Annotated in this window: 16 protein-coding genes; 12 read left to right on the top strand and 4 right to left on the bottom strand. The window is 67.6% G+C overall.

Annotation, left to right across the window (positions count from 1 at the left end; all coding sequences use genetic code 11):
• Positions 1 to 18 precede the first annotated feature (18 nt).
• Genes mdcA through mdcH form a run of 7 tightly spaced genes read left to right on the top strand, consistent with a single transcriptional unit; the run spans position 19 to position 6,149 of the window.
• A complete protein-coding gene (gene mdcA / locus K2O51_RS09090; protein ID WP_211956420.1) occupies positions 19 to 1,677 on the top strand; it encodes a malonate decarboxylase subunit alpha in 1,659 nt (552 codons plus the stop codon).
• Positions 1,677 to 2,621 (top strand): triphosphoribosyl-dephospho-CoA synthase, encoded by a 945-nt coding sequence (locus K2O51_RS09085; protein WP_220630101.1) that lies wholly within the window; start codon positions 1,677 to 1,679, stop codon positions 2,619 to 2,621. The genes mdcA and K2O51_RS09085 overlap by 1 nt, the downstream gene beginning before the upstream one ends.
• Positions 2,602 to 2,919: a malonate decarboxylase subunit delta gene (locus K2O51_RS09080; RefSeq protein ID WP_140953053.1), complete on the top strand. Its 318-nt coding sequence runs from the start codon at positions 2,602 to 2,604 to the stop codon at positions 2,917 to 2,919. Before K2O51_RS09085 ends, K2O51_RS09080 begins: the two co-directional genes overlap by 20 nt.
• Positions 2,916 to 3,776, top strand: coding sequence for a biotin-independent malonate decarboxylase subunit beta (locus K2O51_RS09075; RefSeq protein WP_011301042.1), 861 nt, complete (start codon positions 2,916 to 2,918; stop codon positions 3,774 to 3,776). The genes K2O51_RS09080 and K2O51_RS09075 overlap by 4 nt, the downstream gene beginning before the upstream one ends.
• On the top strand, positions 3,773 to 4,594 hold the full coding sequence (gene mdcE / locus K2O51_RS09070; RefSeq protein WP_220630100.1) for a biotin-independent malonate decarboxylase subunit gamma: 822 nt from the start codon (positions 3,773 to 3,775) through the stop codon (positions 4,592 to 4,594). Before K2O51_RS09075 ends, mdcE begins: the two co-directional genes overlap by 4 nt.
• A gap of 2 nt (positions 4,595 to 4,596) precedes the next feature.
• Positions 4,597 to 5,226, top strand: coding sequence for a malonate decarboxylase holo-ACP synthase (locus K2O51_RS09065; RefSeq protein WP_245001799.1), 630 nt, complete (start codon positions 4,597 to 4,599; stop codon positions 5,224 to 5,226).
• A complete protein-coding gene (gene mdcH, locus K2O51_RS09060) occupies positions 5,223 to 6,149 on the top strand; it encodes a malonate decarboxylase subunit epsilon (RefSeq protein ID WP_140953059.1) in 927 nt (308 codons plus the stop codon). Before K2O51_RS09065 ends, mdcH begins: the two co-directional genes overlap by 4 nt.
• Before the next feature lie 11 nt (positions 6,150 to 6,160).
• On the opposite strand, the gene K2O51_RS09055 is transcribed toward mdcH, so the two are convergent.
• The gene (locus K2O51_RS09055) at positions 6,161 to 6,886 is read right to left on the bottom strand and encodes a ubiquinone biosynthesis protein COQ4 (RefSeq protein WP_220630098.1); all 726 of its coding nucleotides are present in this window, start codon (positions 6,884 to 6,886) and stop codon (positions 6,161 to 6,163) included.
• Positions 6,887 to 7,018: 132 nt separating this feature from the next.
• Between K2O51_RS09055 and K2O51_RS09050 the strand changes: the two genes are divergently transcribed.
• Entirely contained in the window at positions 7,019 to 7,408 is a 390-nt protein-coding gene (locus tag K2O51_RS09050; RefSeq protein WP_011301047.1) for a hypothetical protein, read from the top strand.
• A gap of 35 nt (positions 7,409 to 7,443) precedes the next feature.
• Here the strand turns inward: K2O51_RS09050 and K2O51_RS09045 are convergent, their stop codons facing one another.
• Together K2O51_RS09045 and K2O51_RS09040 are read right to left on the bottom strand one after the other, a co-directional pair.
• Positions 7,444 to 8,406: an alpha/beta fold hydrolase gene (locus tag K2O51_RS09045; RefSeq protein ID WP_220630097.1), complete on the bottom strand. Its 963-nt coding sequence runs from the start codon at positions 8,404 to 8,406 to the stop codon at positions 7,444 to 7,446.
• The gene (locus tag K2O51_RS09040) at positions 8,403 to 9,932 is read right to left on the bottom strand and encodes a flavin-containing monooxygenase (protein WP_220630096.1); all 1,530 of its coding nucleotides are present in this window, start codon (positions 9,930 to 9,932) and stop codon (positions 8,403 to 8,405) included. The genes K2O51_RS09045 and K2O51_RS09040 overlap by 4 nt, the downstream gene beginning before the upstream one ends.
• 82 nt (positions 9,933 to 10,014) lie before the next feature.
• Here K2O51_RS09040 and K2O51_RS09035 point away from each other — a divergent pair, with 82 nt between their 5' ends.
• The 4 genes from K2O51_RS09035 (at position 10,015) to K2O51_RS09020 (ending at position 13,092) form a co-directional block, all read left to right on the top strand.
• Positions 10,015 to 10,650 carry a TetR/AcrR family transcriptional regulator gene (locus tag K2O51_RS09035; RefSeq protein ID WP_011301050.1) on the top strand — a complete coding sequence of 212 codons (636 nt, stop codon included), beginning with the start codon at positions 10,015 to 10,017 and terminating at the stop codon, positions 10,648 to 10,650.
• Between the two features lie 149 nt (positions 10,651 to 10,799).
• The gene (locus tag K2O51_RS09030; RefSeq protein WP_220630095.1) at positions 10,800 to 11,804 is read left to right on the top strand and encodes an acyl-CoA dehydrogenase; all 1,005 of its coding nucleotides are present in this window, start codon (positions 10,800 to 10,802) and stop codon (positions 11,802 to 11,804) included.
• Positions 11,801 to 12,412, top strand: coding sequence for a class I SAM-dependent DNA methyltransferase (locus tag K2O51_RS09025; protein ID WP_011301052.1), 612 nt, complete (start codon positions 11,801 to 11,803; stop codon positions 12,410 to 12,412). Before K2O51_RS09030 ends, K2O51_RS09025 begins: the two co-directional genes overlap by 4 nt.
• Positions 12,409 to 13,092 (top strand): glycosyltransferase family 2 protein, encoded by a 684-nt coding sequence (locus K2O51_RS09020; RefSeq protein ID WP_140953069.1) that lies wholly within the window; start codon positions 12,409 to 12,411, stop codon positions 13,090 to 13,092. Before K2O51_RS09025 ends, K2O51_RS09020 begins: the two co-directional genes overlap by 4 nt.
• Positions 13,093 to 13,166: 74 nt before the next feature.
• On the opposite strand, the gene K2O51_RS09015 is transcribed toward K2O51_RS09020, so the two are convergent.
• Entirely contained in the window at positions 13,167 to 13,505 is a 339-nt protein-coding gene (locus tag K2O51_RS09015) for a PaaI family thioesterase (protein WP_245001798.1), read from the bottom strand.
• Positions 13,506 to 13,697 lie beyond the last annotated feature (192 nt).

Here is a 13,697-nt window from a genome sequence, read left to right as displayed (position 1 = left end):
ACCATAGCCGGAGACACGATGACCAGCACCACCCCGGGGCGTCAGTGGAACACCCGCAGAGAAGCCAAGGCGCGGCGCAAGCAGCAGGGCGCCGCCATCGCGCAGGGCAAGCGCATACCGACCGGCGATATCGTGCCCTTCCTGGAGGCCGTGCTGCTCCCGGGCGACCGCGTGGTGGTCGAAGGCAATAACCAGAAGCAGGCCGATTTCCTGTCCCGCTCTCTCGCGCAGGTCAGCCCGGAGCGCGTGAACGGACTGCACATGATCATCCCAAGCGTCAGCCGGGTCGAGCACCTGGACCTGTTCGAGCGCGGCATCGCCCGCAAGCTCGACTTCTCCTACGCAGGAGCGCAGAGCATCCGGATCTCGCAGTTCCTCGAAGACGGCCTGCTCGAAGTCGGCGCGATCCACACCTACATCGAGCTGTACGCGCGGCTGTACGTCGATCTGGTGCCCAATGTCGTGCTGATTGCCGGCTACAAGGCCGACCGCGACGGCAACCTGTACACCGGCCCGAGCACCGAAGACACGCCCGCCCTCGTGGAAGCCGCGGCGTTCCGCGACGGCCTCGTGATCGCGCAGGTCAACGAGATTGTCGACGACCCGGCCGACCTGCCGCGCGTCGATGTGCCGGGTTCGTGGGTCGACTACGTGGTGCAGGCCGACCAGCCGTTCTTCTGCGAGCCACTGTTCACGCGGGACCCGCGCCTGATCAAGCCCGTGCACGTGCTGATGGCAATGATGGCGATCCGCGGCATCTACGAACGCCACCAGGTGCAGTCGCTGAACCACGGCATCGGCTTCAACACGGCGGCGATCGAACTGATCCTGCCGACCTATGCCGAGTCGCTGGGCCTGAAGGGCAAGATCTGCAAGTACTGGACCCTGAACCCGCATCCGACGCTGATCCCGGCCATTGAAACCGGCTGGGTCGAAAGCGTGCACAGCTTCGGCAGCGAACTGGGCATGGAGCCGTACGTCGCCGCCCGCCCCGACATCTTCTTCACGGGCGCGGATGGCTCGATGCGTTCGAACCGCGCGTTCTGCCAGCTTGCCGGGCAATATGCGGTGGACCTGTTCATCGGCTCGACACTGCAGATCGACGGCGACGGGCATTCGTCCACGGTCACGCGCGGCCGGCTGTCAGGCTTCGGCGGTGCACCGAATATGGGCCACAACCCCGGCGGCCGCCGACATCCCACGCCGGCATGGCTGGACCTGATCGAAACCGATGACCCGCTCGCGCGCGGCCGCAAGCTCGTCGTGCAGATGGTCGAAACCTTCCAGGCCGGCGGCAAGCCCACCTTCGTCGAATCGATGGATGCCGTGGACGTCGCACGCGAAAGCGGCATGCCGCTCGCGCCGGTCATGATCTACGGCGACGACGTCACGCACGTGCTGACCGAGGAAGGCATTGCCTACCTGTACAAGGCGCAATCGCTCGAAGAGCGGCGCAGGATGATTGCCGCAGTGGCCGGCGTGACGCCGATCGGCCTGAAGCACGACCCGGCACAGACGCGCCGCATGCGCAGCGACGGCCTGATCGCGCTGCCCGAAGACCTTGGCGTGCAGCGCAGCCAGGCTACGCGCAGCCTGCTGGCGGCCAAGAGCATGGCGGATCTTGTCGAGTGGTCCGGGGGGCTGTACGCACCGCCGGCCCGCTTCCGGAGCTGGTGATGGGCGCCGCAGCGGCAAGAATCATTTGGGCTGATGATACGGCTCCGTTGAACGACACACCGTCGGCCAATGCCCAAGCGCTGGCCGGCCTCGCGGTCGACGCCATTATCGACGAAGCGCGCTTGTCGCCAAAGCCAGGCCTGGTCGACAGCCGTGGCAGCGGCGCGCATGCCGACCTGACCCTGTCGCTAATGCTGCGTTCCGCGCATGCGCTGGGCCCGTCGTTCGCTGCGATGGCCGTGGCGGGCCAGCGCGCAACGCGCGTCGGCTATGTGCTGCGCGAGCGGCTTGGCGCGCTTGGCCGCGAGGCGGAAACCGCGATGTTCGCTGCGACGGGTGGCGTCAATACGCATCGCGGCGCGATCTGGTGCCTCGGGCTGCTGGTTGGCGCGGCAGCGCAGCTTGATGCGGCCGGGAAACGTGCCACCGCAAACGCGGTCAGCCACGCGGCGGGCGCCATCGCTCGGCTCACCGATCGGCACCGGCCCGCGGTAACCGGCAACAAGGGCGAGCTGGCCTGTCTGGCCTATGGCGTAGGCGGCGCGCGCGCGCAGGCACACGCGGGCTTTCCACACGTCATGCGGCGCGCGTTGCCGGTGCTGCAGCACAGCCGCATGCGCGGCGACAGCGAATGCGTTGCGCGCCTCAATGCACTGCTCGCACTGATGAGCGCGCTTGACGACACCTGCGTGCTGGCCCGGTCGGGCCGCGCCGGCCTTGCCTATATGCAGGCCGGCGCGCATGCGGTGCTGGCGGCGGGCGGCACAGGCACCGTTGCGGGCCGGCGCGCGCTGCGCGAGTTCGACGCCGGCATGCTGGCCCGGCGCGCATCGCCGGGCGGCGCCGCAGACCTGCTGGCCTCGACGATCTTCCTCGACAGGCTGTCTCAGGCATCCGCGACCGGGAAAAATTTTGGAGACTTCCATGGAACAACTGCGTTTTGAATATCCGGCGGGTGCGCCTGCCGCGACGCGCGTACTGGTCGGTGTGGTGGGATCAGGGGATCTCGAAGTGATGGTCGAACCCGGCACCAGCGGCGTAACGACGGTGGACGTCACGACCTCCGTCAATGGCTATGCCCGCGTCTGGGACGCGCAGCTGTCGCGCGTCTTCGCCGCAGAGACGCGTGCCGCCATGCAGATCCGCATCCACGATTTCGGCGCTACGCCGGGCGTGGTCGGCATGCGGCTGGCCGAAGCGTTCGAGGCGCTCGACGCACACGGACAACAGGAGCGCACATGAATACCGCATCCTTGCTCGCCCGCAACAGCTTCATCGAACTCGGTGCGCGGGAACGGGCCCGCTTGCTGCTGGACACCAGCACGTTCCGCGAACTGGCGGGGCCGTTCGACGGCCTGCAGTCCCCATGGCTCGCGCGCCAGGGCATCGTGCCGCAGAGTGACGACGGCGTGATTGTCGCGAAGGGGCGCATCGACGGGCAGCCGGTCGTGGTGCTCGCCATTGAAGGCGCCTTCCAGGGCGGCAGCCTTGGCGAAGTCGGCGGCGCGAAGATCGCCGGTGCGCTGGAGCTTGCCGCCGACGACAACCGGCGCGGCGTGCCGACGCGCGCGGTGCTGCTGCTCGAAACCGGCGGGGTGCGGCTGCAGGAAGCTAACCTTGGCCTGGCGGCCATCGCCGATATTCACGCTGCCATCGTCGACCTGCGGCGCTACCAGCCGGTAGTCGGGGTGATCGCGGGGCAGGTCGGTTGCTTTGGCGGCATGTCGATCGCGGCCGGGTTGTGCACGTCGCTGGTCATGACGCAGGAAGGCCGGCTTGGCCTGAACGGACCCGCCGTGATCGAACAGGAGGCTGGTATCGCGGAATACGATTCGCGCGACCGCCCGTTTATCTGGAGCTTCACCGGCGGCGCGCAGCGTGCCGCCACGGGCTTCGCTGAGGTGTACGTGGCCGACGACTGCGTCGCGCTGCGCGACGCGGTCGCGAGCGAACTGCGCGTGCCGGTGTCGGCCACGCATCGCAGCGAGCGCTACCGCGAGGTGCTGTCCGTGCTGCAGGACTACGATGCCGGCACACAGCCCACACCGGCCGAAGTGCAGCGCCTGTTTGGCCACTTCCATCGGGAGACTGACGCATGAACGCCACAGACAAGGACATGAGCCGCGGCGCTCGCTGGCTGCGCGCACTGGCGCCCACGGCGCAATACCGCGAAGGGTTTCCAAAGTCCGTGACCGTCGCAGACGGCGAGTTGGCCGGCACACTGGTCCGCTGGATTGCCGTGGTGCCCGATGCGGATAGCCGCTTTCCGCGCGCTCGCAACGGCGAGGTCGGACTGATAGAAGGATGGTCGCTCGCGCAGGCCGTGCGTGAAGTGGTCGAGGCCGATCGCGATGCCGCAGTCAAACGCGCCATCGTCGCGGTGGTGGATACGCCGAGCCAGGCTTATGGACGTCGCGAAGAAGCGCTGGGCATTCACCAGTCGCTCGCTGCCGCTGCTGCCGCGTATGCCGAAGCGCGTCTTGCCGGGCATCCGGTCGTGGCGCTGATCGTCGGCAAGGCCATGTCGGGCGCGTTTCTCGCGCACGGCTACCAGGCCAACCGCATCATCGCGCTGCGCGACAGCGGCGTGCTCGTGCATGCGATGGGCAAGGACGCCGCAGCGCGCATCACCATGCGCACCGTCGAGGACCTCGAGGCGCTGGCCGCCACCGTGCCGCCGATGGCGTATGACATCGGTAATTTCGCGACGCTCGGCATCCTGTGGCGGCTGATCGACGTGGCCTCGGCCGATGTCCCCGAACCCACGGATATCCACCTGGCTCGCGACACGATCCTGGCCGCGCTGGCGGATATCCGCCGCGATGGTGCGCCCGACTTGTCGGGTCGGCGCAACGGCGAGAACCGTGAGGCGTCGCGTCAGGTGCGCGATTGCCTGCTGCGGCAATGGCAGGCGTGAATATGTCCCGTCCGGCGCCGCACGACCTGCTCTGGCTGGCCGATGCGCGCCGCGCCCTGGGCGGCGTGGCGCTGCCGGACTGGGTTTCGGTTGCGGCGCTCGACACGACGCCTGTCGTCGTGCGGCGCGATGCGCGGCGCAAGGACGCGATCGCAATCGGTCTGCGCGGCAGATCGCGTGAAGAACGGTTCGGTGCGTGGGTCTCTCCCGCCGACGTGGCGCGCGTGGTGACACCAGTAGAGATCGCCGCGTCGCGCGCGTGGCAACGTCCGGAGCTGGCCGCGCTTGCCGCCATCCGCACGCTTGATGCGGTCGCCGATGCGCTCGACGCGCGCAACATCCGCTGGGGCGTGGGCGGCAGCGCAGGATTCACGCTTGCGAGCGGCATCCATGTGCTGCATGCGCAGAGCGACCTCGACCTGCTGGTCTACGCGGAGCAGTCACTGCCGCAAGCCGATGCGGATTTGCTGTCGTCGCTGCAGGATGCCGGTCCCGCACGAATCGACATTCAGGTCGATACCCCACAGGGCGGCTTCTCGTTCCTCGAATGGCGGCGCACCGGCGGCAAGGTGCTGATGAAGACTGCGCACGGACCGAGGATGTGCGCCGATCCGTGGCAGGCCGTGACATGAGCGTGCTGCTGACCTTTCCAGGCCAGGGCTCGCAGCGGGCCGGCATGCTCGCGGACCTGCCCGATCATCGGGCCGTCGCCGCGGTGCTTGCGGAAGCTGCGGACGTGCTGCAAACGCAGCCCGCCGACATGGATACCGCGTCGCGCCTGCAATCGACGGTGTGGGTACAGCTTTGCCTGCTGACGGCCGGCGTGGCCATGGCGCGCTGCCTGGCGGCAGAAGGTGGCCATGCCGACGCCGTTGCCGGACTTTCGATCGGTGCCTATGCGGCGGCCGTCAGTGCAGAGGTACTGCCATTCTCCGACGCACTGCGCATCGTCCGCCTGCGTGGCGAACTCATGGAGCAAGCCTATCCGAACGGCTACGGCATGACGGCGATTCTCGGCCTGGAGCGCATGCGGCTGGAACCGCTGGTGGCGCAGATTCACACACCGCAAACGCCGGTCTATCTCGCCAACTTCAATGCGCCCGCGCAGATCGTGATCGCTGGCAGCGTCCCGGCGATGGAAGCGGTGGCAGCGTTGGCAATCGCGTCGGGCGCACAGGCGGCGAAGCGTGTCGCGATCCATGTACCTTCGCATTGCGCCCTGCTCGATGACGCCGCCGCCGAATTGGGCAAGGAAATGGCACACATCGCCATGTCGCCACCGCGCCTGCGCTACTTCAGCGCGAGCCTTGCGCGCGAACTGCGCGACCCACGCCGGATCGCCGATGACCTGGCCCTCAACATGGCCGTCCCGGTGCGCTGGCACGAGACCATGCTGCTCGCGTACGCGACGGGTGCACGCGTGGTTATCGAAGCGCCGCCGGGTGATGTGCTGACGCGACTGGCCCAGCCCGTCTTCGCCGATGGCATCGTCATGGCGGCGGACAGGACGCGGGTCGATTCGCTGGCCGCGATCATGCGGCGCGGCCAGCCATAGCTGACGACCGCTCAGGCGTGCCAGTCCTGCAGCGGATTGCACGCCATGTAACGCGGCGCCTCGCCAATGCCAAGGCGGGCACGCGCCGTGTCGAGCGGTTCATGCAGCAGCAGTTCGTAATCTTCCTCCAGCAGCCATTTCGTGCGGCGGCCGAGGCGGTAGCCTTCCAGCACCGCGCGCGCAAAAGCAATGCTCCCCGTCAGGCGCAGGCTCTTCAGCGATGCGGCTACCGCGATGAACGCCCAGCCCAGGCCGCCGGTCTGCGCATAGCTGAACGCGACCAGTGCGGCTTCGCCAAGGCTCTCGTCCGCGCGGTAGCCGGTCAGCACGTGCCAGATGTCGTGGATATCGCGCGTGCGCCGGCCGAACCACATGTAGGCATCTTCGACCAGCGGCTCGCGGCCAAGGTTGGAGATATCCGCGAGTCCGTCCGCGCTATAGCCGGTCTTGTGCAGGAAATCGCGATACGCGGCGCCCACCGTACCCGGCGCGAAGCTCGCCACGAAAGCCGGGTCGGCGAGCCGCTCCGCCAGTTCGGTGCGCTGATAAACCAACCTTCGCCCTTCGGGCGTGCCAAGCAGGCGCGCGAAGTTCTTCGGCATCGACGGCCCGTTCAGCGCGCGCATGATCAGGAACACCTGCGTGGTGTCGTGCCCGTCGGCCAGCAGTTTGCGCATTGCGCTGAAGGCAGTGGCGTAGTCACGCTTGTAAGGATTGGGAGCAATCGCGGCGTCCATCGGCGTCATCCTGTCGGCAGTGGGTCAGAGGCTTGGCCGGTCGGCGGCAGCCGGCGCGGCGTGAAGTTCGGACGGACCTGTGCTACACATTCTCAGGTAGCATGCAGCGTCGCATCCACAAAGGGAACATGCATGTCCGCAACCCGCATCCTCCTGCTCGCGGCGGTCGCGGTGCCTTGGCTGGCCGCCTGCGCCAGCGGCGCCAACGTCGAGTACATCCAGGCCCAGGAACCGAAGCAGATCCACTCCGACGCCAGCGTCGGCGACCTCACACTGTGCCTCAAGAGCAGGCTGCGCGAAGAAGCCAATGTCCTCGCCTACCCGGAACCGGGCAAGGTCGATGTGCGCATTGGTTCCGCCACGCGTTCCGACACGGGCTATTTCTACATCGTGAGCCTGCGCCAGGCGCGGCAGGGAACGGATGTCGAGATCCGAAGCTCCGGCGAGTGGCGTCCGACGATGACCCCAAGCCGTGTCGCCGGCTGGGTGCAGGACTGCAAGCCCGGCATGGCCCACCACTGAACCCGGATACCGGCGCTGCGCGCGAGGCATTTGGCTCATGCCGCCACCTGCTGCCCTTCGCGCAGCCGTGCCGCGGCTTCGCGGACGAAGTCGACGCAGGTCGCGGCGGCGGTGATCGGCAGCATATGTCCGCCGGGCACCAGCGTCAGCGAGGCACCGGGCATCTTGTTCACCAGGGCGTCGCCATTGGCGGCGGGATCGAGAATCCGGTCTTCGCGACCGAACAGGATGCTCACAGGCAGGCGCAGTTCTGCGTAGCGCGCCACCAGCCTCGGCAGGCTCGGCACGCCGGCAACCAGATCCTCCGACGCCGCAACGAAATGGCTGGGCCGCAAGGCCAGCATGCCACCGCCGCGTAGCGCGAAGTCCGCAGGCACGGGATCGGGGCCGAAGACGATGTCCAAGACCTCGTCGCGCCGCAGGTCCGACATCGGCACCGCTAGCGTCCACCCCACGAACTGGCGCAGCCAGGGCTGCCGGATGGCCAGCGGCCGAAACACCGGCGGAATCTCCTCGGCCGGATGCGTCAGCGGAGCCACCAGTGCAAGGCCGCCGACCCGGTCGGGATGGCCTGCCGCCAGCGCAAGCGCAATGGCCCCGCCCAGCGAATGGCCGACAACTAGCGGCCGCTCCAATCCAAGCTTGTCGATCAGCGCCGCCAGCACGTCGGCCTGCGCCGCCAGGTCTGCGCTCGCTCCGGGCGTACGGACGGAATAGCCTGAGCCGGGCCGATCCACCGCGACGACGCGAAAGTCGCGCGCGAGCGGCTCGATCATGCCGTAGCCGAAATTGCCGAGCTGGCCCGACAGTCCGTGCACGAGCAGCAGCGCAGGCCCCTGCCCGCGCTCGACGACATGCAGGCGCGCGCCGGGCACGTCGACGAAGCGACCGTCGGGCGGCAGCGCCGCCTCGACGCGCCGCACCGCGCGCATGGTGTAAAGGAACAGGCAGGCGAAGAGCGCCGCAACGGCCAGCACCGCATAGAACAGGAAGGTCATGGTTGTACCTCGCCGCCTGACAGGCTGACCGGCACTTCGCGCGGCGCCGTCGCGGGATGTGGGGCATCGAACTGGAGCACGCCATCGGCAATGCGGCCATGGCGGATGGTGAGCATGTCCATGAGGTAGTTCTGGTAGAGCCGCCATGGCTTGCGGTCGCCCTGACGGGGCAACACGCTAGCGGCGCGCTGCACATAGCCGGACGTGAAGTCGAGGAACGGCGTGGGCTTGACCGCGGCATCGCGCCGCGGCACGGCAGCGCGATAGCCCCGGCGGTCCATGTACCTCAGCAGCCGGCAAACGTACTCGGCCGTGAGATCCGCTTTCAGCGTCCACGAGGCGTTGGTGTAGCCGAAGGCCAGCACCAGGTTCGGCACGTCGCTGAGCATCATGCCCTTGTAGGCCATCTGCTCGGCCGGCACGCGCGGCTGGCCATCCACGCTGATGGCGATATCGCCGAGCATATTGAGCTTGAGCCCGGTCGCCGTCACGACGATATCGGCTGGCAGCGTCTGGCCCGACGCCAGCCGGATGCCGTCTTCCGTAAAGCGTTCGATGGCGTCGGTCACGACCGACGCGCGGCCTTCGCGAATCTCGCGGAACAGGTCGCCGTCCGGCACCAGGCATACACGCTGGTCCCACGGCTTGTAGCGCGGCGTGAAGTGCCTGCCGACATCGATGTCAGGACCGAGCTGCGCGGCGGCCATGCCGACCATGCGCTCGCTGACGCGCTCGGGCCGGCGGCGCGCAAGCTGGAAGAAGAACATGCCGAGCAGCACGTTCTTCCAGCGCGTAGCGGCATAGGCCAGGCCTTCCGGCAGCAGCCGGCGCAACTTCGCGGCAATGGCGTCCTCACCGGGCCGCGTGACGACGTAGCTTGGCGAACGCTGCAGCATAGTCACGTGCGCAGCGGTGCCAGCCATGGCAGGCACCATCGTGACGGCCGTGGCGCCACTGCCGATCACCACCACGCGCTTGGCGGCGTAGTCGAGCGAAGCATCCCAAAATTGCGGATGCACGATGCGTCCTCGAAAACTTTCTTCGCCCGCGAAAGCCGGCCGGTGGCCCGCAGCGTAGCTGTAGTAGCCCGCGCACACATACAGAAACCGTGCGCGCCACTGCTGCCGGCTGCCATCGGCAACGCGTTCGGCCGTAACTGTCCAGCAGGCATCGTGGCTGTTCCACGCCGCGCTCACCACCTTGCATCCGAAGCGGATGCGCGGCGTAATGCCCGCCTCGTCGGCGGTCTCGCGGATATAGGACAGGATCGACGGACCGTCAGCAATCGCTTTCGCGCCCTTCCATGGCTTGAAGCGGTAGCCAAGCGTGTACATATCCGAATCCGACCGGATGCCCGGATAGCGGAACAGGTCCCACGTGCCGCCGATGGCGTCGCGCGCCTCAAGGATGGCGAAGCGCTTGCCGGGGCACCGCTGCTGCAACTGCCGCGCGGCGCCGATACCCGACAGGCCGGCACCCACAATCAGCACATCGAGCAACGTGTCTTCAGGTGCGGCAGCAGTCATGTCGGATTTCCCGGATGCAGTCACTTCTGACACCATAGGTTGTCAGATGTAATCTGACAATAGGGAATGTCATAATGGCCCCATGACGACCGCGCCTACCGAGCCCACCGAAACCTCCACCGCCCGCCGCTACCGCGGTGCAGCAGCCGACGAGCGCCGCACGCAGCGCCGCTGCCAGCTGATTGCGGCCGCCATCCAGGTCTATGGGGAGCGCGGCTACCAGAACTCCACGGTCAAGTCGGTCTGCGAGGCGGCAGGGCTGACCGAACGCTATTTCTACGAGTCCTTCGCCAACAGCGAGGCGCTGCTCGAAGCGTCGTTCCGCGCCGTGACCGATCTGCTGCTGCAATCGATCGAGCATGCGGCGCAAGACGCGGGACGCGACCGGCAGCAGCGCGCGCTGGCCATGCTGCGCGCGTACTTCGGCGCGCTGCAGCGCGAACCGCGCTCGGCCCGGGTGTTCCTGCTGGAGATCCGTGGCGTCAGCAAGCGTGTCGATGAAGCGCTCGATGAGTCGCTGCGGGCGTTCGGCGGCCTGCTCGCGCACACGCTGCTGCCTGCCGGGCAGACTGCGGATCCCCTGTTACTGGCCGGCGTCGCTGGCGGTGTCGTTCACATCGCGCTGCGCTGGATACGCGACGGGTACGCGCCGGACGTCGACACCGTGGCCGCTACCGCGGTGGAACTGGCAATGGTGCTCGCGCGCAACCAGGGCTGACTCCCTTTTTCAGAAGCGCCGTACGCGCACCGGTAAAGATTGCACGTCCGGCGGCACAGGCCCTCTGGAGCCGCTATACCGCCGTAGCGACGAGACTGGCAAGGAACTTGCGAAGGCGCCGTCATGCGCGACCGCTCTCCTTCGCCACCATGAACCTACGCGATACGATCAGCGCACTGATCGAAAGCCATGGCCGGTCTGGCGATATTCCGCTGCCGGGACACGGCCATACCGCCGTACGGTGGCAGTTGTTCGCCACCATCGCGGCCACGCAGGGGCCGGTGGCTATCAAGCTGTTCGAAGCTCACGCCGATGCGCTGGCGATCCTGGCCGAAGTAGCCGGTGCATTCCCGACTAGCGACACCATCTGGGCTGTTTGGGCCGCCGAACCGCCCGATGCGCGTGTACGCGCACGCCCCGCGCCGGACCTCGATACAAGGGCCCTTGCAGCGCAAACGGGTGTCGCGAAAGGCAAGCCGATTCTGCTCGACGGACGCAAGGCATGGTGCTCGGGCGCCAGCGGCGTGTCCCATGCCCTGTTGACCTGCCATGGCGACGATGGCGTGCCCGTGCTCGCCGCGCTCGATATGTCAGGGCCGGGCGTAACGATCACAACCGATGGCTGGCACGCAGTCGGCATGGCGGATACCGCAAGTGGCGACGTGCTGCTGCACGACTGCCCCGCGCTACAGATCGGCGGCCCGCGCGCTTATCTCGAGCGTCCCGGCTTCTGGCATGGCGGCGGGGGCATCGCGGCGTGCTGGTACGGCGCGGTATTGCCGCTGGCATGGGCAGTGCGCGACGCGGTGCGCAACCACGGCGACGCCCACGCGGCCGCGCATCTCGGCGCCATCGATGGCGATCTCCGTGCCGTAGCCGCGCTGCTGCGCGAAACGGCCGCGTGGATCGACGCCAATCCGGCCGAAGATGCATTCGCGGCCGCGATGCGCCTGCGCACGGCAGTCGAAGCCGCGGTGCAGCGCGTGCTGCATCGCGCGGGCAATGTGCTCGGCGCCGGGCCACTGTGCCGCAATGCGCGCCTTGCTTCGCTTTATGCGGACCTGCCGGTATTCCTGCGGCAAAGCCACGCCGAACGCGACCTTGCCGCGTTGGGCACTGCCATGAGCCACACCGACTGCGAGTACGCGTTATGACCCCCGCGACCTCCGCGACCTCCGCGCAAGCCTTCGATGCCATGTTCGAGCAGGACGACCCGTGGGGCTTCGAGACACTGTGGTACGAGGCACGCAAGCGCGCGCTGCTCATGGCCGCGCTGCCCGAAGCGAGATACGCGCGCGCACTGGAAGCAGGCTGCGCGAACGGCATACTGACCGAGCAGCTCGCCGGCCGGTGCGATGCGCTGCTGGCCATCGACGTGGCGGCTCGCGCCATCGATCGCATGCAGACACGCCTGGCCGGCCACTCGCATGTCGAGGGTCGCGTGGCCCGGCTGCCGCAGGAATGGCCTGGGGGCAGCTTCGACCTGATCGTGCTCAGCGAACTCGGCTACTACTTCACGCCGGACGACTGGATCGCCACGGCCCGGCAGGCGGTCGGCGCGCTGACACCGCGCGGCACCATCGTCGCGTGCCACTGGCTGCGCCCGTTCCGCGAACGGCAGATGGCAACACGCGATATCCACGCGGCCATTGGAAGACAGCCTGGACTGTGCCGGCACGTGCGCCATCTCGAACCTGATTTTCTGCTGGAAGTCTGGTCGCGCAACACGCAGCCATTACGCATGCGGGAGGCCATGCGATGATCGGCGTCGTGGTACCGGTCCACAATGAAGAAGCCTGCCTTGAGGCGTGCCTGTTGGCACTGCACGTGGCGGCGCTGCACCCGGCGCTTAACGGGGAGCCTGTCATGCTGGTGGTCGTGCTCGACGACTGCACCGACGACTCGCTTGCTATCGCACAACGCCATGCGGCTGCGCAGGTGACGTGCCTGACCATGGCCTCGCGCAATGTCGGCATCGCGCGCCATCTTGGCGCGCAGCATCTGCTTGCACGCAAAGCGCGCTGGCTCGCCTTCACCGACGCCGACAGCCGCGTGGCCCCGGACTGGCTGGTGGCGCAGCTGGCACTGTGCGCCGATGCCGTGTGCGGACTGGTGACGGTGGACGACTGGAGCCAGCAGCCGGCCCATGTCCCCGCCAGATTTGACGCGCGATACTGCCGCAAGGACGGCCATCGGCACATCCATGGCGCCAACTTCGGCATTTGCGCGCGCACTTATCGCCGTGCCGGCGGCTTCCCGCCGCATGCGATCAGCGAGGACGTGGCGCTGGTGCAGCGCCTTATCGCGCTGAACGCGCAGATCGCATGGAGCACGCAGCCGCGGGTCATGACCAGTGCACGCGCGACCGCCCGGGCGCCGGGCGGCTTTGCGGATTATCTTGCCATGCTGGCCGCGCTGTCCGCGGACGTGCCGCCGGCGTAGTCAGCGCGGTGCCCAATGAGGAATGAAGGAAAAGGCGGCGATCAGCGCTCGCCCGCGCGCCAGGGTCTGGCCGTCTATTTGGCAGACGCCAGCACCAGCAACGTGGAAGTGCCATGGGCCAGTACACGCCCGTCGGCGGCGAGCACGCGCGCCTTCGCCGTGATGATCTGCCGCCCCTGATTGATCACGCGTCCCTCCGCACGTACCCGGCCAGTGTCGGCCTTGATCGGCCGCGAGAAATTGCCCTTGGTTTCGACCGTCGTGTAGCCCGTCCCAGCGGGCAACACGGAATTGGCCGCACAACCCGTGGCGCTGTCGATCAGCGTCAGCGCCCAGCCACCGTGCACGGTTCCCATGGGGTTGAACAGTTGCGCGCCCGGATCGCCTTCGAATACTGCGAATCCATCGCCCACCTGCGTCAGCCAGAAGCCGAGTATCTGGGAGATCGGCGGTTGCGGGCAATCGCCCGTCGATGATTGCTTCCAGAACGGCCTTGCCGCTCATCTCCGCGATCTCGGCTGGCGATGCAACCCCATAGCGGTAATTCGTCACGTCAGTCTCCTGGTTAATTACATGTAGCTACACTAGCTCGTCAGCGCGGGCTT

It is taken from the genome of Cupriavidus pinatubonensis, from assembly GCF_019602855.1.
Classification (GTDB): Bacteria; Pseudomonadota; Gammaproteobacteria; order Burkholderiales; family Burkholderiaceae; genus Cupriavidus; species Cupriavidus pinatubonensis.
Note: the sequence above shows the minus strand (reverse complement) of the source record. Positions and strands in the feature narration are given on the sequence as shown.